The sequence below is a fragment of the Embleya sp. AB8 genome (assembly GCF_049739465.1).
In the GTDB taxonomy this organism is placed as follows: Bacteria; Actinomycetota; Actinomycetes; order Streptomycetales; family Streptomycetaceae; genus Embleya.
Window position 1 is genome coordinate 92589 of record NZ_JBMHHY010000017.1, and the last position, 26423, is coordinate 119011.

Below are 26423 nucleotides of genomic sequence, written 5' to 3' on the forward strand. Positions count from 1 at the left end.
CGCGGCGGCGGCGGATCTGGGAGCGTGGGCGCGGGAAGCCCCCGGGAGGGGGCGGCCACCCGATTCGTTCGACTGCTGGGAGCCCTCGCCATGCCCTTCTCGCTGTTCGGCCGCAAGAAGTCGAAGCCGACTCCGTCCGCCGCGCCCGCGGCCGGTGCCGCACCCTCGGCCACGGTGCGCAGCGGCAGCGGTTCGGCGGTCAGTCTGGACAAGATCGAGCGCTCCGCGCCCGGGCTGGTCAGCCTCTACAAGGCCGCCGGGGTCAGCCTGGAGAAGAACCGGCTCGCGGGCGTGCGCGCGGCGGTCTACCTGGTCCTGGACCGGTCCGGCAGCATGGCGCCCTTCTACAAGAACGGCAGCGTGCAGGCGCTCGCCGACCGGGTGTTGGCCGCCGCCGCGCACTTCGACGACGACGGCACGGTGCCGGTGATCTTCTTCGACACGAAGGCGTACCGGGCCGAGGAGATCTCGCTGGACAACTACGGCGGCCGGATCGCCGCGCTGCACAAGAAGCTCGGCCACATGGGTACGACCGACTACGTGTCCGCGATGGAGGCGGTGATAGCGCACTACCGCTCGTGTGGCGCCACCGATCCGGCGTTCGTGATCTTCCAGACCGACGGTGCGCCGAACAACGCCAAGGCGGCGGAGAAGACCCTGTGCAAGGCGGCCGAGCTGCCGATCTTCTGGCAGTTCATCGGCTTCGGCCGGGACGAGTTCCGCTTCCTGCACCGCCTGGACGACCTGCCCGCCCCGAAGTACCGCGTGGTCGACAACGCGGGCTTCTTCGAGGCCGGCGCCGATCCCCGGCGGATGCGCGACGGCGACCTGTTCGACAACCTGATGAACGAGTTTCCCGAGTGGCTGCAGACGGCGAAGGCGGCGGGGGTGCTGCGGTAGGGAAGGCGACGGGGGTGTCGCGGTAGGGGCGGGGTTAGGGTCGGGGGGTGGACGCCGATCTCTTCACCGCCGCTGCCGAGGCCCGGCAGGCCAAGGACCCCTCGTTGGCGCCGCTCGCCGTGCGGATGCGACCGCGCGATCTGGACGAGGTGGTCGGCCAGGGGCATCTGCTCGGCGAGGGATCGCCGCTGCGCCGGTTGGTGTCGTCGGACAGTCGGGTCACCGCGCCGACCTCGGTGATCCTGTGGGGGCCGCCCGGGACCGGGAAGACCACGCTGGCCTACGTGGTCAGCCGGGTTACCGAGCAGCGCTTCGTGGAGTTGTCGGCGATCACGGCGGGCGTCAAGGAGGTGCGCGCGGTGATCGAGGACGCGCGCCGCCAGGCCGGTGCGCAGGGGCGCGACACGGTGTTGTTCCTGGACGAGATCCACCGCTTCTCCAAGGCCCAGCAGGACTCGCTGCTGCCCGCGGTGGAGAACCGGTGGGTGACGCTGATCGCGGCGACCACCGAGAATCCCTACTTCTCGATCATCAGCCCGCTGCTCTCCCGGTCGCTGCTGCTGACCCTGGAGTCGTTGACCGACGAGGACCTGCGTGAGTTGGTACACCGGGCGCTGGCCGACGAGCGCGGGCTGAAGGGGACGTTGACGCTCGACCCGGACGCCGAGGAGCACCTGCTGCGGATCGCGGGCGGCGACGCGCGGCGGATCCTGACCGCGTTGGAGGCGGGCGCGGGGTCGGCGGCCGACAAGGGCGAGGACACGATCACGCTGGACACACTGGAGAGCGCGGTGGATCGCGCGGCGGTGCGGTACGACCGGGACGGCGATCAGCACTACGACGTCGCGAGCGCGTTGATCAAGTCGATCCGGGGCTCGGACGTGGACGCGACGCTGCACTACCTCGCGCGGATGGTGGACGCGGGGGAGGACCCGCGCTTCATCGCCCGCCGGCTGATGATCTCGGCCAGCGAGGACATCGGGATGGCCGACCCGACCGCGCTCCAGGTCGCCGTGGCCGCGGCCCAGGCGGTGGCGCTGATCGGCTTCCCCGAGGCGCGGATCACGTTGTCCCAGGCGGCGATCCACCTCGCGCTCGCGCCCAAGTCGAACGCGGCCTACCTGGCGATCGACGCCGCGCTAGCCGACGTCCGCAAGGGCCTGGCCGGTCCGGTACCGCCGCACCTGCGCGACGGCCACTACAAGGGCGCCGCCAAGCTCGGCCACGCCCAGGGCTACGTCTACCCCCACGACGTCCCCGGCGGCGTCGCCACGCAGCAGTACGCCCCCGACGCCATCCACGGCCGCACCTACTACCACCCGACCCGCCACGGCGCCGAGGCCCGCTACGCCGAAATCACCACCTGGACCCGAGCCCGCCTCAGCGGCGAGCCACCGACAACGGAGTAGCACGGACCAATCGGGCGGCAAGCGCGAAGCGCAAGCAACCCTGCTGGCGGGCGACCAAGCAACAACCGGGAACGCAGCCGGACATGGGGCGTAGGCGCGGGCGCGACATAGCGGCGCCGCACGTGCGCCTCGCGACGGGCGCGGGGCAGGCGCGCGCGGCCGCTCCCGCGACGCTTGGCTCGCCTGCTTCGTGACCGTGCGGGCGGGGGCGCGGCGCGACATGGCCGACCCGCGCCCGGCGACCTGCCGAGTGGCGTTGCGCGTCTGTTGGGTGGCTGCTTTTGCCTGGGGCGGCTTGGGTTGTCGTGGCGGGGGCGGTTGGCGGCTTGGCGTCGTGGGGTTGGGCTGGTGTGGGGTTGGCCCCGGGTCCGTTCGGCGGGGCGGGGTCGTGGCGGGTGGCCGCCGCCTCGTCGTTGCTCGTCCCCTCCGGGGCCGGGGTTTTTGCTTGGTGCTTCGCATCCGTTGTTGCCCGTCCACTACGTGGCCGTTGCCACCCTGGTCGGCATCCCCCGACTCGCGGTCGGGGGCGGTTGGCGGCTTGGCGTCGTGGGGTTGGGCTGGTGTGGGGTTGGCCCCGGGTCCGTTCGGCGGGGCCGACTCGTGGCGGTGGCCACCGCCTCGTCGTTGCACGTCCCCTCCGGGGCCGGGGTCTTTGCTTGGTGCTTCGCATCCGTTGTTGCCCGTCCACTACGTGGCCGTTACCGCCCTGGTCGGCATCCCCCGACTCGCGGTCGGGGGCCGTTGTCCCGGCGGCGGCCCCCGGCGGTCGGTGGCCATGCCGCGTCTCGCAGCCCACCCCGGCTCCCACTCTCTCCTCGGGACCGAAACCGGATCCCGACGAGACTCCCAAGGCTCGAGACGAGGCGTGACCTGCGGTTTCACCCGGCACCCAGATCCTCGCAGGTCGGCGAGTGCCGGTTTCGTGCTCTCCGGGCCGAAACCGAGGCACGACAAGGCAAAAAGGGCCGCACGCCGACGGAGAACCGAGCGCCTCACACACCCCGCCGGCGCAACCCGAGCCAACAAACCCACGCCCCTAACGGAAGTCGACCAAATCGCAGGAGGCCGGAACGCCTGCGCAGCGGCCGAACACCCCGACGCCCCACGCACAACCGCCCCCGACCACGAGCCAGGGAAGCCGTCCCGGGTGGTAACGGCCACGTAGTGGACGGGCAACAACGGATGCGAAGCACCAAGCAAAAACCCCGGCCCCGGAGGGGACGAGCAACGACGACACGGCGGCCACCTGCCACGACCCGGCCCCGCCGAACGGACCCAGGGCCACCACGCACCAGCTCAACAGCACGACGCCGAGCGGACAACGGCCCCCGACCGCGAACCAGGGAAGCCGTCCCGGGCAGTGACGGCCACGTAGTGGACGGGCAACAACGGATGCGGAGCACCAAGCAAAGACCCCGGCCCCGGAGGGGACGTGCAACGACGAGACGGCGGCCACCGCCACGACCCTGCCCCGCCGAACGGACCCGGGGCCAACCAGGGCAGCAGCCCAACACCACGACGCCCAAGGGACAACGGCCCCCGACCGCGAGTCGGAGGAAGCCGACCCGGGCAGTAACGGCCACGTAGTGGACGGGCAACAACGGATGCGGAGCACCAAGCAAAGACCCCGGCCCCGGAGGGGACGTGCAACGACGACACGGCGGCCACCTGCCACGACCCGGCCCCGCCGAACGGACCCGGGGCCGCCCCACACCAGCCCCACACCACGACGCCAAGCGGCCAACCGCCCCCCACCACGAACCAGCCAAGCCGACCCGGGTGGTAACGGCCGCGTGCCGGACCGGCAAGACGTGCTCCCGGCCGGGAGTTCAGGCGTGCCGGGGCGGGGTGTGTTCAGGGCCCGCGTCGTGTCGTCGTGTTCAGGGGGCGATCGTGCGTAGGCCGTCCGGGGTGGGGGCTCGCATTGCCTGGGCGATTTCCGGGTCGACCTCCCCCGTGACCGCGCCTACCACCGTGCGGCGGATCAGGGTGGTCCAGGTCGGGGCGTGGCGGAGCATCGCGTGGCCGTCGGGGAGTTCGAAGCGGCAGACGCGCGGGGAGACCTCTCGGGCGGTCAGGGCGTAGCGGTGTGAGGCCTTCGGGCTCGTGGTGTGGTCGGCGGTGCCGTGCACGATGACCACGTCCCGGTCGGCGAGTTGGGTGTGCGGCTCGTCGTCCTCGATCCAGGGGGCGAGGGCGCAGATCGTGTGCACGCTCTCGTGGTCGGCCACCCGTAGCGCCGTCCGGCCGCCCATCGAGTGCCCGACCAGGGTGACCGGGGCGTTCGGGTAGCGGGCGCGGATACCTTCGAGCGCCCACCACGCGTCCTGGACCGGGTCGAGATCGGGCTCGTTCCAGCCGCGTACCCGGTAGCGCAGCAGCCAGGTCTCGGCGCCCTCCGCGCGCGTCGCGCGGTGGATGGCGCGGGCGATCGGCACCATCCGGCGATAGGCCAGGTTGCGCGTGGAGGCGGGTTGCCGACTGCGCGCTCGGCCGCCGGGCAGGACCAGTACCACCGCGCGTACCGGCGTTCCGGTCGGCGGGGACCAGGTGCGCAACGCGGCGAGCGGCCCGGTGGCTGGGTGCGCGTCCGGCATGCGGGGCCCTCCGTGCTTCGGCTGGGTCGAATCGGGGATCCGGCGCTCGATCACCGGCCCCAGAATCCGAACGCCCCCGGCGCGCGCGTCGTTCCCGCCCCGGCGGGGCAGGCTGCGGGCGTCGGATCGAGGGCGAGGGGGCGAAGGAGTGCCATGGGTACAGCGGGCGCAGCCGGCGCGGGGACCCTGGTGGTCACCGGTGCGGCGGGGCGGATCGGGACGGTGCTGCGTCGGGCGCTGCGCGGCGAGGTGGAGCGGTTGGTGCTGCTCGACCTGGTCCCGCTCCGCGCGGAGGACCCGGTCGAGGAGGTGCGTACCCTCGACCTCCTGGACGCGCCGGCCGTCGAGGCCGCGTTCGTCGGCGCGCGGGCCGTGGTGCACCTGGCCGGCATCCCGGACGAGGCGCCGCTCCCGGACCTGGTCCGGGCGAACGTACTGGGCACGCACACCGTCCTGGAGGCCGCCCGGCGCACCGGCGTCCCGCGCGTCGTACTGGCCGGCAGCAATCGGGTCACCGGCTTCCATCCGGTCGGGCGACACACCGGGCCGGACGATCCGGTGCGCCCGGACAGCCTGTACGGGGTGAGCAAGGTTGCCGTCGAGGCGTTGGGGCGGCTGTACGCGGACAAGTTCGGCCTGTCGGTGATCTGTCTGCGGATCGGCAGTCTCGAACCGGCCCCGGTCGAGCCCCGCCACCTGGCCACGTGGCTGAGCCCGCGCGACTGCGTCGGCTACGTCCGAGCCGCGCTCGCCGCGCCGGCCGGCGCCGGGTTCACCGCCGCCTACGCGGTATCGGCCAACACCCGCCGCTTCTGGGCCCTACCCACACCCGCCGAACTGGCCTACACCCCCGTCGACGACGCCGAACAGCACGCCGCCGACATCCCCGACGCCGACACCCCGGCGGACCCGGATGCTCCGCAGGGAGGTGCCTACGCACTACCGGAGTTCACCCTGAAGCACCTGACGCACCCGGAGCACCTGACGCACTCACAACACTCACAACACCCGGAACACTCACAAAACCCGGAACACCCGGAACACCCGGAGCACTCGAAACCCTGAGCGCGGTCCCCGGCCGCCCGCAGCCCTCAGAACCCCCGTGTCCGCTTCGACGCCGGGCGCATCTCGCGCCCCGTGCGCGGCGGTGGCGAGGGCAATACGAAGCGGGCCGCCTCGGAGCCGACGTTCACGCCCGCCGCCAGGGCCAGGGCCAGTGATGCCGCGTTGACCAGGCTGCGCCAGCCGGTGTCGGTGTGGCCCAGGGCCAGGGCCAGCATGCCCTGGTACATCGCGCTGCCCGGCAACATCGGGCCGATCGCCGGGATGACGTACGGCAGCGCCGACGTGCCGTGCCAGCGGGCCAGCAACTGGCCCAGCAGGCCCAGCAGGCCGGTGGCCACGGCGGTGGCCAGGACCGGAGCGGCGCCCGCCTCGCGGAGCACCTGGAACACCGCCCAGCCGACCGCGCCGCCCGCCGCCGCCACCGGCAGCAACACGCGCCGTACCTGGACCAGTACCGCGAAGGTCAGCGACACCCCGCCCGCAGCGAGCAGTTGCACGATGCGCGGGTTGGCGTTGAGGTTGAACGTCCCCTCGACGGTGAACTGCACGCCGACCCGGTCGCCGATGTAGAGCACGATCGAGATGCCGACGATGATCCCGACGATGAGGTAGAAGACCTCGAGCAGTCGGGCCGCCGCGGTGATGTAGAAGCCGGTCAGGCCGTCCTGTACGGCGGCGACCAGCGCGCGGCCGGGCAGGAGCGCGAACAGCCCGCCGGTGACCACCGCGTACGGATTGATCCCGACGCCCACCTTGATCATCAGCACCGTGATCGCCGCGGCGGGCATCGACGCGAGCACGAACTGGTAGAACTCCGGCACGCCGCGATCGGAGAGCAACTGGGCCAGCCGTTCACCGATCAGCGCCGCCACACAGGCCGCGAGCGCCACGATCGGTCCGCCGCCGACCATCACGCTCGCGAAGGCCGCGATCAGTCCCGCGGACAGCAGGAGCAGTCGGCGCGGATAGGGGTGCCGATTGCGGCGGATGTCGGCGAGGCGGTGGTACGCCTCCTCCAGGGTCAATTCGGCCCCGGTGATCGCCGCGACCAACTGGTGCGCCTCGTCGAGCCGGGTGTAGTCCACCGCGCGGCGGCGTACCACCCGCTCCCCGGTGACCGGGGGTTCGACCAGGGACGGCTGGTACGACAGCGTGATCGCGACGAAGGTCACATTGGGCTGGCAGCGTTCCAGGCCGTACGCGTCGGTGATGCCCAGCATCGCCGCCTCGACGTCCTCCCCACCCTCGCCGCTGGCCAGCAACAACTCGCCGGTGCGCAGCGCCAGATCGAGCACGCGCGGGACGGACGGCCCGGCCTCGGGCTTCTCCGCGGCGGGCGGCACGATCGGGATGCTCGCGGTGTGCCCGCTGAACCGCAGCTGGGTGCGCAGCCGGTCCTGCCACGGGCTCGCGCCGGACCGGGGCGCCCGGCGTTCCGGCTCCCAGGGCGCGCGCGGGCTCGGCCGGCCGAGGCCATTCGTGTCCTCGTCCGCCGGCCGCGCCGGCTCGTGCCGCCCGTACTGCTCCGACACCCCGTGTCGTCCCTTCGCCGTCCCGCCGCGGTCCGTCCCGTGCCGGCGGTCTCGTCGTCGGTCCGCCGTGGCGAGCCGTCCGGGTGGATGGCCCACCCGATGCCGCGACCCGAAACGTTAGCCGGTTTCCGGCACCCGACCCGGCCCGGTCCGCGCCGGCGCCCGCCCCGGGACGGAGAGACTGCCCGCCCGACGGCGCATCATGCGACCCCGACAGCCGCACGGCGCTCCCTGCCCGGCACGGCAACGGGCCCTTGGGCGGGGGCTGATCGACCAGCGGCACATCATGCGACCCCGACCCGACCCCGACCCCGACCCCGGTCCCCGCTCTCCGGCGCCCCGCCCGGCTCCCTGGCCGCCGGCAACCGGCAGCCGGTGGCCCTGCCCCCGACACCCAACCCCCGCTCCCCGGAACCCGACCCCCCTCCCCGGCATCCGCCCCACCCCGTCGCCGACCCCCCCGCCCGAAACCTCACGCTCCGCCCGGCGTCTCGTGGATTCCCTGCAGCAGACGCCGCAGCGCGCCGCCGAGTTCCATCGGGTCGGCCACCGGGGCCTCGAACTCGAAGCGCACGTCGCACGTGCGCTCGGGTCCGCCGGTGCGCAGTCGGATGCCGTGTCGATCCAGCGACACCGGCGCGACCCGATCCGCGCAGGCCGGCGCGCCCGCGACCATGGCGAGGCGGGACAGGTCGTCCCCGTGCGCGGCGGCCAGGTGCTGGAGCAGCTCGGCCTCGTGCCCGGCCAGCGGATCGGGCGCGGCGTCGGCGTAGTCGTCGGGCTCGACATGTCCCGTGCCCCACAGGTCGTCCACCAGCACCTCGCCGACCTCGAGCCGCACGATGGTGCCGGCCCGCGAGGACGCGGTCGGGTCCGGTGCCACCTCGGCCAGCCGGGTGGCTGCCGTGTCGGCGTCGGCGCCGGTCGGGATGCTCAGCCACCCCGCGATCCAGCAGTGCGCCCGGACCCGGTGCGGCACCGCGACCGGCGCGACGTCCACCAGGTGCAGCACCGCGGCCGTGTCCTCCCGCGCGGTCAGCACGACCGCCGCGGTCTCGCCGGGGACCAGGAGCAGCAGCGAGCCGTCCGGCTCGACCGCGCGCGCGGCCGGGATCACGTGTTCCTCCCGGTCGCCGGGGAGGTCGAGGGTGGCCGAGCCGGCGAAGGCGGCCAGGGTGCGGGCCCGCTCGGCGGTTCGCGGCCGTCGGGAAGAGACATCGGTACGCCCGGCGTTGGCCTCGGTGGGAACAGACATGGCGTCCTCCAGGTGTGGCGCTGTGTGGCGCTCGTTCGCGACCCCCGAGTGGGCTACCGAACGCATCGTCGTTAAGGTTAGGCTTACCTAAGTAGGTCGATCTTGGCAAGACGGCCCCGATCGCACGGCCCACCCCGAGACCGCCCACAGCAGCACGGCAGCCGACCAGCACGGCAACAGAGCACCACCGCAACAGAGCACCACCGCAACAGAGCACCACCGCAACAGAGCACCACCGCAACAGAGCACCACCGCAACAGAGCACCACCGGCACACAGCCCACACCCGAACAGCCCCGCACGGAGGACCCGACCTTGACGAACCAGACGCGCCCCAAGATCCGCCGCAGTCGCGCGCTGGGTGTGGCGCTCACCCCCAAGGCCGCCAAGTACCTGGAGAACCGGCCCTACCCGCCGGGCGAGCACGGTCGTGGTCGCAAGCAGTCCTCGGACTACAAGACCCGGCTGATGGAGAAGCAGCGGCTGCGCTTCCAGTACGACATCTCCGAGGTGCAGATGCGGGCCGCGTTCGACCGCGCCAACAAGCACGCGGGCAAGACCGGCGACGAACTGGTGGTCGACCTGGAACGTCGGCTCGACGCGTTCGTGCTCCGCGCGGGCTTCGCGCGCACCGTCTACCAGGCGCGCCAGATGGTCACCCACGGCCACATCGAGGTCAACGGCGGCAAGGTGGACAAGCCGTCCTACCGGCTCAAGCCGGACGACATCGTCGCCGTGCGCGAGCGCAGCCGTACCAAGCCGCTGTTCCAGGTGGTCCAGGCCGGCGGGTTCGCCGCCGCCGAGACCCCGCGTTACATCGAGGCCCGCCTGGACAAGTTGATGGCCCGCCTGGACCGGCTCCCGCAGCGCCGCGAGGTCCCGGTGATCTGCGACGAGCAGTTGGTCGTGGAGTACTACTCGCGCTGACCGCGACCACGTCCGCGACCACGTCCGACGGCGCGCCCCGAGCGGCTCCGCGGGCGATCCGCGCAGACCGCCCCATGGATCAACAACCGCATCGGGTATCGATCAGGAAGCGACACCCGCCACGACACGCGCCACGCCGACCGCGCGGGTTTCCTCGGACGAGGGGACCCGCGCGGTCGCGGTAGGGTCGGGTTTTCCGAGGTGGGCGACGCGTCTTCGCCACCTCGACTGATCCCACTCATCAAGGAGCGCATGACGGTGTCGGGTGGCGAAGTCGCGCTGATGATCATCGCGGTTTTCTGGGCGATCCTGGTCGCCTTTCTCGCATTGGCTCTGGTCAAGCTGACGAAGGTGCTCAAGGAGGCCACGACCCTGGTCGCGGGGGTGGCGGACCGGGCGGTCCCGCTGCTCGACGAGGTCACCGAGACGGTCCGGGCGACCAACGCCCAGATGGGCCGGGTCGACCAGATCGCGGGCAACGTGCAGACCATGACCACGAACGCCACCGCGCTGTCCTCCACGGTCGCCGCCACCCTGGGCGGCCCACTCGTGAAGACCGCCGCGTTCAGCTACGGTGTGCGCCGCGCGCTGTCCGCGCAGCAGCGCGCCGAACTCGGCCGCCGGGTGCGGGTCGCGGCCAAGGCGCAGAAGGTCGCCCGGCAGCGCGGCATGCGCGGGAGGGGCTGACCGATGGCGAGACTGTTCTGGATCGCGGTCGGCGCCGGCGCCGGCGTGTGGGCCGCGCGCAAGGTCAAGGACAAGGCGTACAAGTACACGCCCGAGGGTGTCGCCGACAATGTCACCGGCATCGGCGAGGCGATCAAATACTTCGCGGACGAGGTCCGCGCGGGCATGGCGGAGCGCGAGCAGGAGTTGTACCGCGCGATCGGCGCGGACGTCTCCGCCGCCGCGCTGCCGCCCGCCCCGCTCCGCCGCGCGCTGCCCGGCACACGCGAGCCGCAGGACGACTACTGGCACGACGGGCGGGATCACTACGACCCGCGCGAGCTGTACGAAGGCAAAGCAAGGTACGACCGAAGGGACGGCAGCTGATGGAATCGGCCGAGATCCACAAGCGCTGGCTGCGCTTTTTCGAAGAGCGCGGACACACCGTCGTCCCCTCGGCGTCGCTGGTCGCGGACGACCCCACGCTGCTCCTGGTGAACGCCGGCATGGTGCCGTTCAAGCCCTACTTCCTCGGTGAGGTCAAGCCCGGCTTCAAGCGCGCCACCAGCGTGCAGAAGTGTGTGCGCACCCTCGACATCGAAGAGGTCGGCAAGACCACCCGGCACGGGTCGTTCTTCCAGATGTGCGGCAACTTCTCGTTCGGCGACTACTTCAAGGAGGGCGCGATCGCGCTCGCCTGGGAGTTGCTCACCAACTCGATCGAGGACGGCGGCTACGGGCTGGACCCGGAGAAGTTGTGGATCACCGTCTACCTCGACGACGACGAGGCCGAGCGGATCTGGCGCGAGGTGATCGGCGTACCCGCCGAGCGCATCCAGCGCCTGGGCAAGTCGGAGAACTTCTGGTCGATGGGCGTGCCCGGCCCGTGCGGCCCGTGCTCGGAGATCAACTACGACCGCGGCCCCGCCTACGGCGAGGCGGGCGGCCCGGCGGTCAACGGCGAGCGCTACCTGGAGATCTGGAACCTGGTCTTCATGCAGTACGAACGCGGCCCGGGCACCGGCAAGGACGACTACCCGATCCTCGGTGAGCTGCCCGCGAAGAACATCGACACCGGGCTCGGCCTGGAGCGGCTCGCCTGCATCCTCCAGGGCGTCGACAACCTGTACGAGATCGACACGTCGCGGATGATCCTGGACCGCGCCGCCGACCTCGCGGGCAAGACCTACGGGCAGGACCGGCGCACCGACGTGTCGCTGCGCGTGGTCGCCGACCACGTGCGCACCGCGGTGATGCTGATCGGCGACGGCGTGGTGCCGGGCAACGAGGGCCGCGGCTATGTGCTGCGCCGGATGATGCGCCGGGCGATTCGCAACATGCGGATGATGGGCGCCGAGGGCGCGACGCTGCACGATCTCGTCGAGACCACGATCAAGGCGATGGGTCCGCAATACCCGAACCTGACCGAGGACGCCGAGCGGATCGACGCCGTCTCGGTCGCCGAGGAGAAGCGCTTCCTGGCCCGCCTCCAGGACGGCACCGCGCTGCTCGACGAATCGATCGTCAAGGCGAAGAGCGAGGGCCGGAACGTGCTGCCCGGCGAGGTGGCCTTCCTGCTGCACGACACCGAGGGCTTCCCGATCGACCTGACCTTGGAGATCGCCGCCGAGCAGGGTCTCGCGGTCGACGAGGACGGCTTCCGCCGGCTGATGAACGAGCAGCGGCAGCGGGCCAAGAAGGACGCGCAGGCACGCAAGCAGGGCCTCGCCGACCTCTCCGTCTACCGCGAGGTCGCCGACGCGGCCGGCGGCACCGTGTTCACCGGCTACCTGGACACCACCAACGAGGTGACCGTGGTCGGGCTGCTCGTCGACGGCGTGCCCGCGCCCGCCGCGCAGGAGGGTGACGAGGTCGAGGTCGTACTCGACCACACCCCCTTCTACGCCGAGGGCGGCGGCCAGCTCGCCGACACCGGCCGGATCCGCCTGGACACCGGCGCCGTGGTCGAGGTCCGCGACGTGCAGACCCCCGTGGCCGGTGTCACCGTGCACCGCGGCCGGGTCCAGGTCGGCGAAGTGCTGGTCGGCGGCCAGGCGTTGGCGCAGATCGACACCAAGCGCCGGAACGCGATCGCCCGCGCGCACAGCGCCACCCACCTCACCCACCAGGCGCTGCGCGACGCGCTCGGCCCCACCGCCGCGCAGGCCGGCTCGGAGAACGCGCCCGGCCGCTTCCGCTTCGACTTCGGCGCGCCCGGCGCGGTACCGGCGAGCGTGCTCACCGACGTCGAACAGAAGATCAACGAGGTGCTCGCGCGCGACCTCGACGTCACCGCCGAGGTGATGTCGATGGACGAGGCGAAGAAGCAGGGCGCCGTGATGATGTTCGGCGAGAAGTACGGCGACCGGGTCCGCGTGGTCACCATGGGGGACTACTCCAAGGAACTGTGCGGCGGCACGCACGTGCACAACACCGCCCAACTGGGCCTGGTCAAGCTGCTCGGCGAATCCTCGATCGGCGCCGGTGTGCGCCGGGTCGAGGCGCTGGTGGGCACCGACGCGTACAACTTCCTGGCGCGCGAGCACACCATCGTCAACCAGCTCACCGACGTGGTGAAGGGCCGCCCGGAGGAGCTGCCCGAGCGGGTCGCCTCGATCATGGCCAAACTGCGCGACGCGGAGAAGGAGATCGCCGCGCTGCGCGGCGCCCAGGTGCTCCAGGCCGCCGCCGGTCTGGTCGACGGTGCCGCGGACGTGCACGGCGTGGCGCTGGCCACCGGGCAGCTCCCCGACGGCACCACGCCCGACGACCTGCGCAAGCTCGCGCTCGACGTGCGCGGCCGGCTGGCCGGTCGGCCGGCCGCGGTCGCGGTGGTGTCCGTGGTGGGCGGCAAGCCGATGGTCGTGGTGGCCGCCAACGAGGCCGCGCGCGAGCGTGGCGTCAAGGCCGGCGAACTGGTCCGGGTCGCCGCGCAGACCCTCGGCGGCGGCGGTGGCGGCAAGGACGACGTGGCCCAGGGTGGTGGCTCGGACCCCGCCAAGGTCGCCGACGCACTGGCCGCCGTCACCCGGACGGTTGCCGAACGCGCCTCCTGAGTCGTCCCCTACCCTCGTTCCCCCGGTCGGTGTGGAAGTCTGGAAACGGACTCCGCACTGCCGGGGGACTTGTATGACGGGGCGTCATGCCCGAATAGTTCAGTGACGCAGAGTCTGTGACGGAGAGCCGACCTTGAGACGCGGAGTACGAATTGCGGTCGACGTGGGAGACGTTCGGATCGGCGTCGCGGCCAGCGACCCGCATGGCCTGATCGCGACCCCGGTGGAGACGGTGCCCGCGGGCAAGCGCGGCGTGGCCCGAATCCTGGAGATCGTCGCCGAGTACGAGGCGATCGAGGTCGTGGTCGGGCTGCCGCGTTCGCTCTCCGGCAAGGAGGGCGCCGCCGCGGCCAAGGCCCGCGCCTTCGCCGGCCGCCTGGTGGCCCGGCTCGACCCGGCGATCGAGGTCCGCCTGGTCGACGAGCGACTGACCACCGTCACCGCCACCCGAGGACTCCAGGCGTCCGGCGTCAAGGCCAAGAAAGCCCGCGGTGTGGTCGATCAGGCCGCCGCGATCGTGATCCTGCAAAACGCGCTCGACACCGAGCGAGGTTCCGGACGTCCGCCGGGCCAGGCCGTGGCACCACCCGCTCCGGCCGGGCCCGTCTCCGACTCTGAAAGGCCCACGGCATGAGCGATCTCGGACTGCGGATGGAGTCGGAGTCGGAGCCGCGCAGCCGGCGACGGGGCAAGGAGGACAATTCCCGCGGCGGGCGGCGCGGTCGGGGTCGCAAGAAGAAGAACCGCAGCGGTTGTGCGGTGTCCTTCGCACTGGTGATCGTGCTCGCCGTGGTAGGCGGAGGCGGCTACTGGGCCTATGGCTTCCTGAAGGACCGTTTCGGCCCGCCGCCGGACTACAGCGGCAACGGCAGCGGTTCGCTCGTGGTCGAGATCAAGCCGGGCTGGGCCACCCCGCAGATGGCCAACGAGCTCAAGCGGGTCGGCGTCACCAAGAGCGTCGAGGCGTTCACCAAGGTCGCGCGCGAGGACAAGGACCAGCGCGCGTCCAAGATCCAGCCCGGCGCATACACGATGGCCAAGCAGATGTCCGCCAAGGCCGCGTTCGAGTTGTTGGTCAACCCGAAGAACAAGCAGGACTTCATCCTTCGACCCGGCCTGCGCGCCACCCAGGTCTTCGAGTTGTTGGCGAAGACGCTCAAGGTGCCGAAGGAGAAGGTCGACGCCGCCGCGAAGGATCCCTCGCTCGGCCTGCCGGACTACGCCAAGGGCAACATCGAGGGCTTCCTCTTCCCCGGGTCCTACGTCGCCGCGCCGGGGATGGACCCGCTGGTGGTGGTCAAGGAGATGGTGAGCCGGGCGGTCAAGGAGTACGACAAGGACGGACTGCCGGCGAAGGCGCAGCAGTCGGGCAAGTCGCCCTATGACCTGATCATCATCGCCAGCCTGGTCGAGGCCGAAGGCAAGACCACCGACGACAAGGGCAAGGTCGCCCAGGTGATCTACAACCGGCTCGACAAGAACATGTCGCTCGGCCTGGACTCGACGGTCAACTACTACCTCGGCAAGAGCAACATCCAGCTCACCAACAAGGAACTCACCGACGCGAGCAACCCCTACAACACGCGCGTCAAGAAGGGCCTGCCGCCCGGGCCGATCGGCAACCCGAGCAAGGCCGCGATCGACGCGGCGGTGTCGCCGCCGGCGGGCAAGTATCTGTACTTCGTCACCGTCGACCCGCTGGCAGGCACCACGAGGTTCACCGACAGTGACAGCCAGTTCCAGGAGTACAAGGCCGAGCTGGCGAAATGGATGAAGGAACACCCCAATCCGTGACGACCCCGATCCCGCGCCGGGCCGCCGTGCTCGGCGCCCCCATCCGGCACTCGTTGTCCCCGGTCCTGCACCGGGCCGCGTATGCCGAACTGGGCCTGACCCACTGGACCTACGACGCGTTCGAGGTCGACGAGGCGGCCCTGCCGGGCTTCGTCGCCGGGCTCGACGCGTCGTGGGCCGGGCTGTCGTTGACCATGCCGCTCAAGCGGGCGATCCGGCCGCTGCTCGACGAGATCGCGCAGGTCGCGCGCGACGTGGACGCGGTGAACACCGTGGTGTGCGGCGCGGACGGGCGCCGGGTGGGCGAGAACACCGACGTACCGGGCCTGGTCGCGGCGCTGCGCGAACGCGGCGTGCGGCGGGTCGAGTCGGCGGCCGTGCTCGGCGCGGGTGCCACCGCCACCTCGGCGCTGGCCGCGCTGCGCGAGGTCACGGACGGGCCGGTACGGGTGTACGTACGCGGCGACGACCGGGCGCGCGAGATGTGCGCGGCCGGCGAACGGCTCGGCGTCGCGGTCGAGGTGCGCCCGTGGGCGGACGCGGCCGAGGCGTTGCGGGCCCCACTGGTGGTGGCGACCACGCCCAAGGGCGCGGCGGACCATCTCGCGGCCGAGGTGCCCGGCGCGCCCGGGGTGCTCTTCGACGTGGTCTACGACCCGTGGCCGACCGCGCTCGCGGGCGCGTGGGGACACGCGGGTGGTCCGGTGCTGGGCGGGTTGGACCTGCTCGTGCATCAGGCGGTGCTCCAGGTCGAGTTGATGACCGGCCGGCCGGGACCACTGGCCGCGATGCGCGCGGCGGGGGAGGCGGCGCTGGCGGGGCGGGGTCGCATCGGCGGGGTCGTTCGGTGACCGAGTCGGTCGGCAGGTAGACAGGCAGGCAGGCACGCAGGCACGCGGGCCGACCGGCTGCTCGGTGAGCCGTTCGTCAAGTTCGTCGTCCCCAGGCGCCGCCATCGGTGTGATCATCGGCTCGGACCTGGGGGCGACGGAACGTGATCGGCAGGCGATGCTGCGTATCGTCACTGGGGTGTTCCCCGGACTGACTCTCGTTTGCGCGCTGCTCGGTTTCGTCGCCGGGCTCGGGTTGCCCCGACCCCTGCATGTGCTGCTCGCCCAGGGCGCGGATCCGCCGCGCGTGTCCGTCGCACCGGTGTCGGCCGCGCTGGGGCGATTCGGGCCCTTGCCGGTCGCGGCGGCAACCGCCTTCGTCTGCGCCCTACTCGCCGTACGCCTCGGGCCCGGGCTCGATCTGATCGCGTTCCTGGTGCTCGCGGTCGCCGGCGTCACGCTTGCGATCGTGGACATCCGCACCCTGCGGCTGCCCGATCCGGTGTTGCTGGTGACCCTGGCCACCGGGCTGACCCTGCTGGGCATGGAGTCGCTCGCGCTGGGCGACTTCACCGCGTACCGCCGGGCGCTGCTCGGCGGTGCCACGCTGGCCGGCTACCACCTGTGCCTGGCCGCGCTCTCCCGAGGCAGCCTCGGCATGGGCGACGTCAAACTCGCCGGCGTGCTCGGGCTGCATCTGACCTGGCTGGGCTGGGGCGTGCTGGTCACCGGCGCGTTCCTGGCCTTCCTGCTCGCCGGACTCGGCGCCGGCGTGCTGCTCCTGGTGGGCCGGGCCCGGCGGGAGAGCCGGCTGCCGTTCGGGCCCTGGCTGCTCCTGGGCGCACTCGGCGGCGTGTTGTGCGGCGCCGAGGTGTCCCGGCTGCATCTCGTCTGGTGAGACGAGGGTCGGCCGGCCCGGCTGTCCGGCAAATGGACGCGGGGAGGGATGGCCTCCGCCGGCATGAAAGGATTCGGGCCGAGAGCCACCGCGCCGTCCCCCCTACACGGGACGCGGAAAGCGCAAGCAGGCGCAAGAAGGAGCATTCGTGGGCAACCTACGCTGGCTGACCGCAGGGGAGTCGCACGGCCCCGCACTCGTGGCCACCCTCGAGGGGCTGCCCGCCGGCGTGCCCATCACCACCGACGTGGTCGCCGACGCGCTCGCGCGGCGCCGACTGGGCTACGGGCGCGGCGCGCGGATGAAGTTCGAGCGCGACGAGGTCACCTTCCTGGGCGGCGTCCGGCACGGGCTGAGCCAGGGCGGCCCGGTGGCGATCATGGTCGGCAACACCGAGTGGCCCAAGTGGGAGACGGTCATGTCGGCCGACCCGGTCGACCCCGAGCTGCTCGCCGCGCAGGCCCGCAACGCCGCGCTGACCCGCCCCCGGCCCGGCCACGCCGACCTGGCCGGCATGCAGAAGTACGGCTTCGACGAGGCCCGGCCGATCCTGGAGCGGGCCAGCGCCCGGGAGACCGCCGCCCGGGTCGCGCTCGGCGCGGTCGCCAAGTCGTTCCTGGAGCAGGTCGCCGGCATCCGGATCGTCAGCCACGTGGTCGAGTTCGGCGCGGCCAAGGCGCCCGCCGGCGTCTTCCCCGGCCCCGACGACACCGCGCGTCTGGACGCCGACCCGGTGCGTTGCTACGACCCCGAGGCCTCGGCCGCGATGGTTGCCGAGGTGGACGACGCGCAGAAGGCCGGCGACACGCTCGGCGGCGTGGTCGAGGTGCTCGCCTACGGCCTGCCCCCCGGCCTGGGCAGCCACGTGCACTGGGACCGCCGGCTCGACTCCCGCCTCGCTGGCGCCCTGATGGGCATCCAGGCGATCAAGGGCGTCGAACTCGGCGACGGCTTCGAACTGGCCCGGGTGCGCGGCTCGAAGGCGCACGACGAGATCGTCAACACCCCCGACGGCGCCAAGCGCACCTCGCACCGCTCCGGCGGCGTCGAGGGCGGCATGTCCACCGGCGAGGTGCTGCGGGTGCGGGCCGCGATGAAGCCGATCGCCACCGTGCCCCGTGCGCTGGCCACCTTCGATGTGCGCACCGGGGAACCCGCGCAGGCGCACCACCAGCGTTCCGACGTCGCGGCCGTACCGGCCTCCGGCATCGTGGCCGAGGCGATGGTCGCGCTCGTGCTGGCCGACCTGGTCACCGAGAAGTTCGGCGGTGACTCGGCCGCCGAGACCGCCCGCAACGTGCGCGGCTACCTGGACGCGCTGGAGATCCGGTAGCGCCATGGCGGACATCGGGGACACTGCGGAGCACGAGACTGCGGACCACCGGGACGAGGGCGCCCGCCCGCTGGTGGTCCTGGTCGGGCCGCCCGGCGCGGGCAAGACGACGGTGGGTCTGCTGCTCGCCGCCGCGTACGGGGTCGGCTTCCGGGACACCGACGCCGACGTGGCAGAGCGTGCGGGCAAGTCGATCCCGGACCTGTTCGTCGACGAGGGCGAACCCTACTTCCGCGCGCTCGAACACCGGGCCGTCGCCGAGGCGCTCGCCGGGCACGACGGCGTACTCGCGCTCGGCGGCGGCGCGATCCTGGACCCCGCCACCCGCACCCTGCTGCGCGGGCACCACGTGGTCTTCCTGGACGTCGACCTCGCGGACGCGGTCAAGCGGGTCGGTCTGGACGCGCCGCGCCCGCTCCTGGTCGGCAACCCCAGGGCCCGCTGGCGCGAGCTGATGGCGGCCCGTCGGCCGCTCTACACCGAGGTCGCCGCCGTCACGGTGAACACCGCCGGCCGTACCCCGGACGACGTGGCGGCCGAGATCGGCGCCGGCCTCGACACCGCGCCGCCGCAGCAAGAGCAGACGCACCAAGAGCAGACGCAGACGCAGCCCGAGAAAGACGTGAATCGATGAGCGGCAACCCCTCCGCGCCCGTCCGGATCCGCGTCGGCGGCACCTCGGAGCCCTACGACGTGATCGTCGGCACCGGCCTGCTCGGCGAACTCGCGGGCCTGATCGGCACGTCCGCCCGCCGGGTGGCGATCCTGCACCCCGAGGCGCTGACCGCCACCGGCGAAGCGGTCCGCGAGGACCTCGCCGAGCAGGGCTACGAGGCGATCGCCATCCAGGTGCCCAACGCGGAGGAGGCCAAGGACGTCGCGGTCGCCGCGTACTGCTGGTCGGTGCTCGGCCAGACCGGCTTCACCCGCTCCGACGTGATCGTCGGCATCGGCGGCGGCGCCACCACCGACCTGGCCGGCTTCGTCGCGGCCACCTGGCTGCGCGGGGTGCGCTGGATCGCGATGCCCACCACGCTGCTCGGCATGGTCGACGCGGCCGTGGGCGGCAAGACCGGGATCAACACCGCCGAGGGGAAGAATCTGGTCGGCGCCTTCCACCCGCCGGCCGGCGTGCTCGCCGACCTGGCCACGCTGGACTCGCTGCCGCGCAACGACTACGTCAGCGGGCTGGCCGAGGTGATCAAGGCAGGCTTCATCGCCGACCCGGTGATCCTGGACCTGATCGAGGCCGACCCCGAGGCCGCGCGCACCCCGCAGGGCGCCGACACCGCCGAGCTGATCACCCGGGCCATCCAGGTCAAGGCCGACGTGGTTGCCGGCGACCTCAAGGAGGCCAGCCGGCGCGAGATCCTCAACTACGGCCACACCCTGGCGCACGCGATCGAGAAGGCCGAGCGCTACAAGTGGCGACACGGCGCTGCGGTCAGCGTCGGCATGGTCTACGCGGCGGAGCTGGGCCGGCTCGCCGGTCGGCTCGACGACGCCACCGCCGACCGGCACCGCAGTGTGCTGGCCGCGGTCGGCCTGCCGCTGACCTACCGCGGCGACGCGTGGCCCAAGCTGCTCGAAACCATGCGGGTGGACAAGAAGTCGCGCGGCGACATGTTGCGCTTCATCGTCCTCGACGGCCTGGCCAAGCCGGTCGTCCTGGAGGCCCCCGACCCGACCTTCCTGGTCGCCGCCTACGCCGAGGTGTCGGCGTGAGCGCGCGCCGGGTGCTCGTCCTCAACGGCCCCAACCTCGGCCGGCTCGGCAGCCGCGAGCCCGACGTCTACGGCGCCACCTCCTACCCGGGCCTGGTCGCCGAGTGCGAACGGCTCGGCGGTGAGCTGGGGTTCGCCGTCGAGGTGCGCGAGACCAACGACGAGGGCGAGATCATCCGCTGGATGCACGAGGCCGCCGACGGTCGGATCCCGGTGGTGATGAACCCCGGCGCGTTCACCCACTACTCCTACGGGTTGCGCGACGCGGTCGCCCAGCGCACCGCGCCGTTCATCGAGGTACACATCTCCAACCCGTACGCGCGTGAGAGCTTCCGGCACACCAGCGTGGTGGCCGCGGTCGCCAGCGGCACGATCGCCGGCTTCGGCATCGGCTCCTACCGCCTCGCGCTGCGTGCGCTGGCCGAGGAACTCGACGGCTGAGCCGGTACGGCACGGTTCTGGTGAACGCCGCGGGCCCGGGTCACCCACGTGGGTGACCCGGGCCCGCGTAACGTCCGCGCCGCTCAGGCCAGTAACCGCCCGATCGCCGTCGCCACCTCCCGATGCCCCAGATACGCCCCGATGTCATGCGGGCGATCCAGCGGATTGGAGACCGTGCACTCCGCCGCCAACCCGCTCCACTCGTCCGCCAGCGGGCAGCCGATCGCCACCGGATCGGTGGGGCACCACGCGTTGAACCACGCCCCCGCGATGGCCGGCAGGTGTGGCCCGCCGACCCGCAGGTGCGTGTAGACCGCCTCCATCCCCAGCGGACTGCCCACGGTGATCAACCCGGCCACCGGCGCCGCCGGCCCCAGCCGGGTCAACAGATCCATGGCCACCACCGTGCCCAGACTGTGCGCGACCAGTACGACCGGGCCGTCCGCGGGCATCCCGGCCAGCACCTGGTCGAGCACCGCGTTGCGGGTGTCGTCCTGGTCCAGATAGGCCGCGACGTCCTTGAACGCGGTCTGGATCACCAACCGGTCGAGCCCGGTGTGCGCGGCCAACCAGCTCAGCGGCTCGTGCACCGAACCCACCACGTCGTCCCAGATGCTCTCGGTCACCGCGACCCGCCCCGACGTGGGCATCCCCGACCGCCGCGCCGCCTCGTCGAGCAGCCGGCCGTACAACTCCTGCCCGGACCCGGACAACGACGGCTCGACCGGCTGCGCCGACTCCATCACCTGCACCAGCCGGTCGCCGTAGAACGGGAACCAGACGTCCTGCGGATCCACCGTCGGCAGCCCCGCCATGGTCAGCCCGCTGTTCAGCCCGGCCGCCCAGGTGCGCCGCAACTCCTCCGGATCGTGCCCCTGCTGACTGCGCCCGTGTACGAACACCAGCCGCACCCGGCCGCCGAACGCGCCGGGCCGCCCGGTCACCCCGACTGCGGTGACCGCCTCGGTAGCCGCCTCGGTGCCCGCCGCGAGCGCCGCCGCGTCGCCCGGCGGCCGAGGCGCGGGCACCGTCGGGGACACCGCCGGCGCCGAACCGAGCCCCGACGCCGGACCCAGCTCGGCCAGCAACGCGCGCTGCGCGTCGTCCGTGGCCAGCGCGGCCAGCCGGGCCAGGATCACGCTGACCCGCACCCCCTCGTTGGCGATCCACTTGACCTCGGCCAGTCCCTGCTCCGGCCGCCACGGCCGATCGTGCAGGTCCAGCACCGCGCCGCTCGCGTCGTGCGCGGGCACCCCGGCGTGGTGCAGCGCGACCGCCTCCCACTGATCGTTGAACACCGGCGAGCCGGAGTTGCCCGGCTCGGTGTCGGTCTCGTACTGGTAGAAGTCGTCGAAGCGCTGGGTGAACCGGTTCTGCCGGATCGCGATCTCCTTGAGCCGCCCCTCCGGGTGCCCGATCACATTCACCGGATCGCCGACCACCAGCTTGCCGTCGGCCGCGATCAGCCCGACGTACCCGAAGATCTGCCCCGCCGGTCGACCGTCGCCGCCCGGCGTCAGGGCGACCAGGGAGAAGTCGAGCCGCTCGTCGGTCAGGAACAAGGTGTCGGGATCCGCCGTATAGCGCGTGGTGTGCGTCGGCAGGTCGTTGTCGATGCCCATCTCCGCGCCGAACTCGGCGAACGCGCCGCGCGCGGTCGCCGCGTCCGGGAACACGTGGTGGTTGGTCAGCAGCAGGCTCGGCGACACCAGGAAGCCGGTGGCCTGCGGTTGGATCGGCCCGCCCGTCGAGAACCAGATCCGCGCCACACACGCGGCGGCCCGCATGCCCCGGGCGAGGAAGTTCAGGCTCTGCAGGTCGTCGGTCGCGCCGATGATGCGCTCGGCCAGTCGGGGACCGGTCTCGTCCGGCGAGGTGGCCAGCAACACCTGGCCGGGCACCTCGTGCTGCTCCACCAACCGGGCCGCGCGCAGTTGCAGCAGGTTGTCGTCGTCGGGGTAGCGGCTGCCCGCGGCGCGCCGCCGTTCGATCTCCGACCGATCCGCCCCGGCCGCCCGGTAGCGCGCCGCCGCCGCCCGGATCTGGGCCAGCAGTCGTGCGCCCACCGGGGTGGTGCGGGCTCCGTCATTTCCGCTGATTTCCACTCAAGAACACCCCCTCGCAGGCAGCGTAGGACCGGCCGTCGGCCGCTGTCCGGCCATCGGGTGATTGCCCTGGTAGGCGAGCCCGAACGATGCAGTCCGCCGAGTCACACCGGGCTCCGCACATCCCACGGGACTACGCTGTTCCCATGCCCGAGGCCCATGCTCACCGCCGTGATCGGCTGCGTTCCCGCCTGGCCGGCGCCGGCGCGGATGTCGCCCTGATCACCAATCTCGTCAATGTGCGCTATCTGACCGGTTTCACCGGTTCGAACGCCGCCTTGCTGGTGTACACCCCGGGCGCCGCCGGCGAAGGCTCCGACGCGGGTGCGGTGTTGTGCACCGACGGTCGGTACGCGGCGCAGGCCACGGAGGAGTCGCCGGGCGTCGAGCTGGTCGTCGATCGGGCCTGCGCGCAGACGTTGACCAGGCGCGCCGCCTCCACCGGTGCGGTGCGGCTGGCCATCGAGGAGCAACACGTCACCGTCGAGCTGCACCGGGCGCTGGGCGGCGTGCTGGCCGAGACCAACGCCGCCGCGCAACTGGTCGCGCTCGGCCGGGTGGTCGAGGACCTGCGGCGGATCAAGGACGTCGAGGAGATCGCCGCGCTGCGGATCGCCTGCGAGATCGGCGATCGGGCGCTCGGCGAGATGATCGAGTCGATCCTGGTCGGGCGAACCGAGCGGCACATCGCGATGGAGCTGGAACGGCGGATGGCCGACCACGGCGCGGACGCGGTGGCCTTTCCCACCGTGGTCGCGACCGGGCCGAACTCGGCGATCCCGCACCACGACCCCGGGGACCGGCGGGTCGAGGACGGCGACTTCCTCAAGATCGACTTCGGTGCGCGCTATCACGGCTACCACGGCGACATGACCCGTACCTTCGTGATCGGCACCGAGCCCGCCGGCTGGCAGCAGGAGATCTACCACGTCGTGTTCGCCGCGCAGAAGGCGGGCCGCGAGGCGCTGGTGCCCGGTGTCGAGGCGGTCGCGGTGGACCGGGCCGCGCGCGAGGTGATCGAGCAGGCCGGCTACCTGGAATTCTTCCCGCACGGCCTCGGCCACGGCGTCGGTCTGGAGATCCACGAGGACCCGCGTCTGGGTCCGACGGCGACCGGTAAGCTGGACGCTTGCATGCCGGTCACCGTCGAGCCGGGGATCTATCTCCCGGGCCGCGGCGGTGTCCGCATCGAGGACACCCTTGTGGTTCGTCCGCTCGAAGACGGCGGGCCCGAGCTACTCACCATCACGACCAAGGAGTTGCTCGTCCTGTAGCGGGCCGGCTTTCGGCGGCCCCTTCCGACGCGCGATCATCCGGTCCCGGAAGCACGCAGGAGACACCACACTCGTGGCCACGACCAACGACCTGAAGAACGGCATGGTGCTCAAGCTCGACAATGGCCAGCTCTGGTCCGTCGTCGAGTTCCAGCACGTCAAGCCCGGCAAGGGTGGCGCGTTCGTTCGTACGAAGCTCAAGCATGTCCTCTCCGGCAAGGTCGTGGACAAGACCTTCAACGCCGGCACCAAGGTCGAGACGGCCACCGTGGACAAGCGCGGCATGCAGTTCTCGTACAAGGACGGCGCCGACTTCGTGTTCATGGACACGGACACCTACGAGCAGCTGCCGATCTCGCCCGAGACCGTCGGCGATGCCGCCAACTACCTCCTCGAGGGCTTCGAGGCGACGGTCGCGATCTACGAGGGCTCCGCGCTCTACGTCGAGCTGCCGGCCTCCGTCGAACTGCTCATCGAGTACACCGAGCCGGGTGTCCAGGGCGACCGGTCCACCGGTGGCACCAAGCCCGCGAAGCTGGAGACCGGCTTCGAGATCGCGGTTCCGCTCTTCATCACGACGGGCGAGAAGGTCAAGGTCGACACCCGTTCCGGTGACTACCTGGGCCGCGTGAACAGCTAGTGGCCGGTGCCCGCAGCAAGACCCGGAAGCGCGCGCTCCAGATCCTGTTCGAGGCCGACCAGCGCGGCGTCGACCCGGTGACCATCCTCGCGGACTGGGTCGGCCGGTTCCAGGCCGACCGGGCGGAGCCGCAGGTCGCCGACTACACGATGCAACTGGTCGAGGGCGTCCAGGAGCACCGCAAGCGGATCGACGACCTGATCGGCACGTATGCCGTGGGCTGGACGCTGGACCGGATGCCGGGCGTGGACCGCAACGTCCTGCGCCTGGGCATCTACGAACTGCTCTGGGAAAACGACGTCCCCGACGTCGTGGCCATCGACGAGGCGGTCGAACTCGCCAAGGAATACTCCACGGACGAGTCACCGGCCTTCGTGAACGGCCTGCTGGCGCGGATAAAGGACCTCAAGCCGACGCTGCTCCGCTAAGCGCGCCCGCTGCCGGCCCCCACGAGCCGCCTGCCCCGAAGGGGCAGGCGGCTCGTCCCGCGCCGGGGCCGGGGCCTCCGCTCCGCCTTCGGGTCGGCGCCCGCTCTCGGCTCGGTGCCCGTTCTTGCTTCGGAGCGCTGCTCTCGTTCCCGAGATTCGCTCCCGGTTCGGAGCATTGCTCTCGTCTCGAGGTGTCGCTCCCGGTTCGGAGCATTGCTCTCGTCTCGAGGTGTCGCTCCCGGTTCGGAGCATTGCTCTCGTCTCGGGGTATCGCTCCTGCTTCGGAGCGGTGCTCTCGCTCGTGAGCACCGCTCTTTCCTCGCTCTCGCTTTCGGAGCGCTGCTCTTGTTTCTGGGTTCCGCTCCCGCTTCGGAGCGTCGCTCGCGTTTGTGAGCACTGCTCTTGCCTCACTCCCGCTTCGGGGCGCTGCTCTCGTTCCGGAATCTCGCTCTTGTTGCAGGACGGCGTTCCCGTTCCGGAGCACTGCTCTCGTTTCGGGGCACCACTCTCCCTCTGGGTCTTGCTCTCGCTTCAGAGCATCATCCCCGAGCCGGAGCACCGCTCTCGTTCCAGGGCACTGCTCGCACCACAGAGCACCGCTCGCGCCCCGACTCCCCGCCCTCGGGCCAGCCGCCGCCCCCCGGCCCGCCCCCGCCCCCGGCTCCGCCGCCCCCGGCCCGGCCCTCGGCCCGCCCCCCGGCCCCGCCCACGGGCCCGCCGCCACCCACCGGCCGGGCCCTGCCCTCGGCCCCACCGCCCCCTGCCCGCCCCCGCCCCCGCCCCGACGGTCGGGCGTGGTTTGTTCGCAGATAATGAAGATCATGAAATCGGACCGGAAGAGTTCCCGGCTGCGTGACATAGGCGACGAGCCCGACTACCGCTTCACGCTCGCCAACGAGCGGACCTTCCTGGCCTGGATCCGTACCGCGCTCTCCCTGCTCGCGGGCGGCGTCGCGGTGGTCCAACTGGTTCCGGACCTGGCCCCGCACGCCCAGCGGCTGGTACTCGGCCTGGCGCTGGTCGGCCTGGCGCTGACCCTGTCGGCCACCGCCTACCTGCGTTGGTATCAGGTCGAACGGGCGATGCGGCTCGGGCGCGCGCTGCCGTTCTCCGCGCTGCCGCTGGTGCTCTCGATCGGACTGGTGATCGTGATCGTGGTGAGCGTCGTGCTCATGCTCGCGGCCTGATGGCGCGCTCCGTGCCGCGGCCGGGTGTACCACTCGACCCGGGACTGCAACCTGAACGCACCAGGATGGCCTGGTCGCGCACCGCGCTGGCGTTCGTCGCCAACGGAGCGCTGCTCGTGCGGGCCGGTCACGTGCCCGATCGCTGGTGGTTCATGCTGCCCGGCTGCGCGGTGATGGCGGCGGGCTTCGCGGTCTACGTGGTGGGCCTGCTGCGCCACCGCCGGGTACACCACGCGGTGCGGGTCGGCGCCTCGACCGTGGGTGAGCGGGCGATCCACGGCACGCTGCTGACCGTGCTCGTGACCTGCGTGCTCGCCGCCGCAGTGCTCCTGGGCCGACCCTGACGAGGGCACTTGTCCCGGC

Annotated in this window: 24 protein-coding genes; 20 read left to right on the plus strand and 4 right to left on the minus strand. The window is 72.0% G+C overall.

What is annotated here, in order from left to right:
• Positions 1–90 precede the first annotated feature (90 nt).
• Complete coding sequence (locus ABIA38_RS25390; RefSeq protein ID WP_424641123.1) at positions 91–900, plus strand: vWA domain-containing protein; 810 nt, start codon at positions 91–93, stop codon at positions 898–900.
• Positions 901–947: 47 nt separating this feature from the next.
• The gene (locus tag ABIA38_RS25395) at positions 948–2309 is read left to right on the plus strand and encodes a replication-associated recombination protein A (protein WP_424641124.1); all 1362 of its coding nucleotides are present in this window, start codon (positions 948–950) and stop codon (positions 2307–2309) included.
• Positions 2310–4189: 1880 nt separating this feature from the next.
• On the opposite strand, the gene ABIA38_RS25400 is transcribed toward ABIA38_RS25395, so the two are convergent.
• Positions 4190–4906, minus strand: a complete 717-nt coding sequence (locus ABIA38_RS25400; RefSeq protein ID WP_424641125.1) for an alpha/beta hydrolase — start codon at positions 4904–4906, stop codon at positions 4190–4192.
• Between the two features lie 153 nt (positions 4907–5059).
• Here ABIA38_RS25400 and ABIA38_RS25405 point away from each other — a divergent pair, with 153 nt between their 5' ends.
• Entirely contained in the window at positions 5060–5971 is a 912-nt protein-coding gene (locus ABIA38_RS25405) for an NAD-dependent epimerase/dehydratase family protein (protein ID WP_424641126.1), read from the plus strand.
• A 26-nt stretch (positions 5972–5997) separates the two neighbouring features.
• On the opposite strand, the gene ABIA38_RS25410 is transcribed toward ABIA38_RS25405, so the two are convergent.
• On the minus strand, positions 5998–7503 hold the full coding sequence (locus ABIA38_RS25410) for a threonine/serine ThrE exporter family protein (RefSeq protein WP_424641127.1): 1506 nt from the start codon (positions 7501–7503) through the stop codon (positions 5998–6000).
• 472 nt (positions 7504–7975) lie between these two features.
• Positions 7976–8758, minus strand: coding sequence for a DUF2470 domain-containing protein (locus ABIA38_RS25415; protein ID WP_424641128.1), 783 nt, complete (start codon positions 8756–8758; stop codon positions 7976–7978).
• Positions 8759–9072: 314 nt separating this feature from the next.
• On the opposite strand from ABIA38_RS25415, the gene rpsD reads away from it, so the two are divergent.
• The 12 genes from rpsD (at position 9073) to aroQ (ending at position 20426) form a co-directional block, all read left to right on the plus strand.
• Complete coding sequence (gene rpsD / locus ABIA38_RS25420) at positions 9073–9684, plus strand: 30S ribosomal protein S4 (protein WP_424641129.1); 612 nt, start codon at positions 9073–9075, stop codon at positions 9682–9684.
• Between the two features lie 252 nt (positions 9685–9936).
• Positions 9937–10371, plus strand: coding sequence for a DUF948 domain-containing protein (locus ABIA38_RS25425; protein WP_424641130.1), 435 nt, complete (start codon positions 9937–9939; stop codon positions 10369–10371).
• Positions 10372–10374: 3 nt separating this feature from the next.
• Complete coding sequence (locus ABIA38_RS25430; protein WP_424641131.1) at positions 10375–10737, plus strand: DUF6167 family protein; 363 nt, start codon at positions 10375–10377, stop codon at positions 10735–10737.
• Entirely contained in the window at positions 10737–13406 is a 2670-nt protein-coding gene (gene alaS / locus ABIA38_RS25435; RefSeq protein WP_424641132.1) for an alanine--tRNA ligase, read from the plus strand. Before ABIA38_RS25430 ends, alaS begins: the two co-directional genes overlap by 1 nt.
• Before the next feature lie 133 nt (positions 13407–13539).
• On the plus strand, positions 13540–14040 hold the full coding sequence (gene ruvX / locus ABIA38_RS25440) for a Holliday junction resolvase RuvX (RefSeq protein WP_424641133.1): 501 nt from the start codon (positions 13540–13542) through the stop codon (positions 14038–14040).
• The gene (gene mltG, locus ABIA38_RS25445) at positions 14037–15200 is read left to right on the plus strand and encodes an endolytic transglycosylase MltG (protein WP_424641134.1); all 1164 of its coding nucleotides are present in this window, start codon (positions 14037–14039) and stop codon (positions 15198–15200) included. Before ruvX ends, mltG begins: the two co-directional genes overlap by 4 nt.
• Positions 15197–16051, plus strand: a complete 855-nt coding sequence (locus ABIA38_RS25450; RefSeq protein ID WP_424641135.1) for a shikimate dehydrogenase — start codon at positions 15197–15199, stop codon at positions 16049–16051. Before mltG ends, ABIA38_RS25450 begins: the two co-directional genes overlap by 4 nt.
• 178 nt (positions 16052–16229) lie before the next feature.
• Complete coding sequence (locus ABIA38_RS25455) at positions 16230–16928, plus strand: prepilin peptidase (protein WP_424641136.1); 699 nt, start codon at positions 16230–16232, stop codon at positions 16926–16928.
• A 148-nt stretch (positions 16929–17076) separates the two neighbouring features.
• Entirely contained in the window at positions 17077–18261 is a 1185-nt protein-coding gene (aroC, locus tag ABIA38_RS25460; RefSeq protein ID WP_424641137.1) for a chorismate synthase, read from the plus strand.
• 4 nt (positions 18262–18265) lie between these two features.
• Positions 18266–18895 (plus strand): shikimate kinase, encoded by a 630-nt coding sequence (locus ABIA38_RS25465; protein ID WP_424641138.1) that lies wholly within the window; start codon positions 18266–18268, stop codon positions 18893–18895.
• A complete protein-coding gene (gene aroB, locus ABIA38_RS25470; RefSeq protein WP_424641139.1) occupies positions 18892–19986 on the plus strand; it encodes a 3-dehydroquinate synthase in 1095 nt (364 codons plus the stop codon). The genes ABIA38_RS25465 and aroB overlap by 4 nt, the downstream gene beginning before the upstream one ends.
• Positions 19983–20426 carry a type II 3-dehydroquinate dehydratase gene (gene aroQ, locus ABIA38_RS25475; RefSeq protein ID WP_424641140.1) on the plus strand — a complete coding sequence of 148 codons (444 nt, stop codon included), beginning with the start codon at positions 19983–19985 and terminating at the stop codon, positions 20424–20426. Before aroB ends, aroQ begins: the two co-directional genes overlap by 4 nt.
• Before the next feature lie 83 nt (positions 20427–20509).
• On the opposite strand, the gene ABIA38_RS25480 is transcribed toward aroQ, so the two are convergent.
• Complete coding sequence (locus tag ABIA38_RS25480; protein WP_424641141.1) at positions 20510–22531, minus strand: trypsin-like peptidase domain-containing protein; 2022 nt, start codon at positions 22529–22531, stop codon at positions 20510–20512.
• A 146-nt stretch (positions 22532–22677) separates the two neighbouring features.
• Between ABIA38_RS25480 and ABIA38_RS25485 the strand changes: the two genes are divergently transcribed.
• The 5 genes from ABIA38_RS25485 to ABIA38_RS25505 all read left to right on the plus strand — a co-directional run bounded on the left by ABIA38_RS25485 (position 22678) and on the right by ABIA38_RS25505 (position 26404).
• Positions 22678–23805: an aminopeptidase P family protein gene (locus ABIA38_RS25485; RefSeq protein WP_424641142.1), complete on the plus strand. Its 1128-nt coding sequence runs from the start codon at positions 22678–22680 to the stop codon at positions 23803–23805.
• A 73-nt stretch (positions 23806–23878) separates the two neighbouring features.
• On the plus strand, positions 23879–24445 hold the full coding sequence (efp, locus tag ABIA38_RS25490) for an elongation factor P (protein ID WP_424641143.1): 567 nt from the start codon (positions 23879–23881) through the stop codon (positions 24443–24445).
• Positions 24445–24873: a transcription antitermination factor NusB gene (gene nusB, locus ABIA38_RS25495; RefSeq protein WP_424641144.1), complete on the plus strand. Its 429-nt coding sequence runs from the start codon at positions 24445–24447 to the stop codon at positions 24871–24873. The genes efp and nusB overlap by 1 nt, the downstream gene beginning before the upstream one ends.
• A gap of 812 nt (positions 24874–25685) precedes the next feature.
• Positions 25686–26060, plus strand: a complete 375-nt coding sequence (locus tag ABIA38_RS25500) for a YidH family protein (protein WP_424641145.1) — start codon at positions 25686–25688, stop codon at positions 26058–26060.
• Between the two features lie 65 nt (positions 26061–26125).
• Positions 26126–26404, plus strand: coding sequence for a DUF202 domain-containing protein (locus ABIA38_RS25505; RefSeq protein ID WP_424641146.1), 279 nt, complete (start codon positions 26126–26128; stop codon positions 26402–26404).
• Positions 26405–26423: the final 19 nt, after the last annotated feature.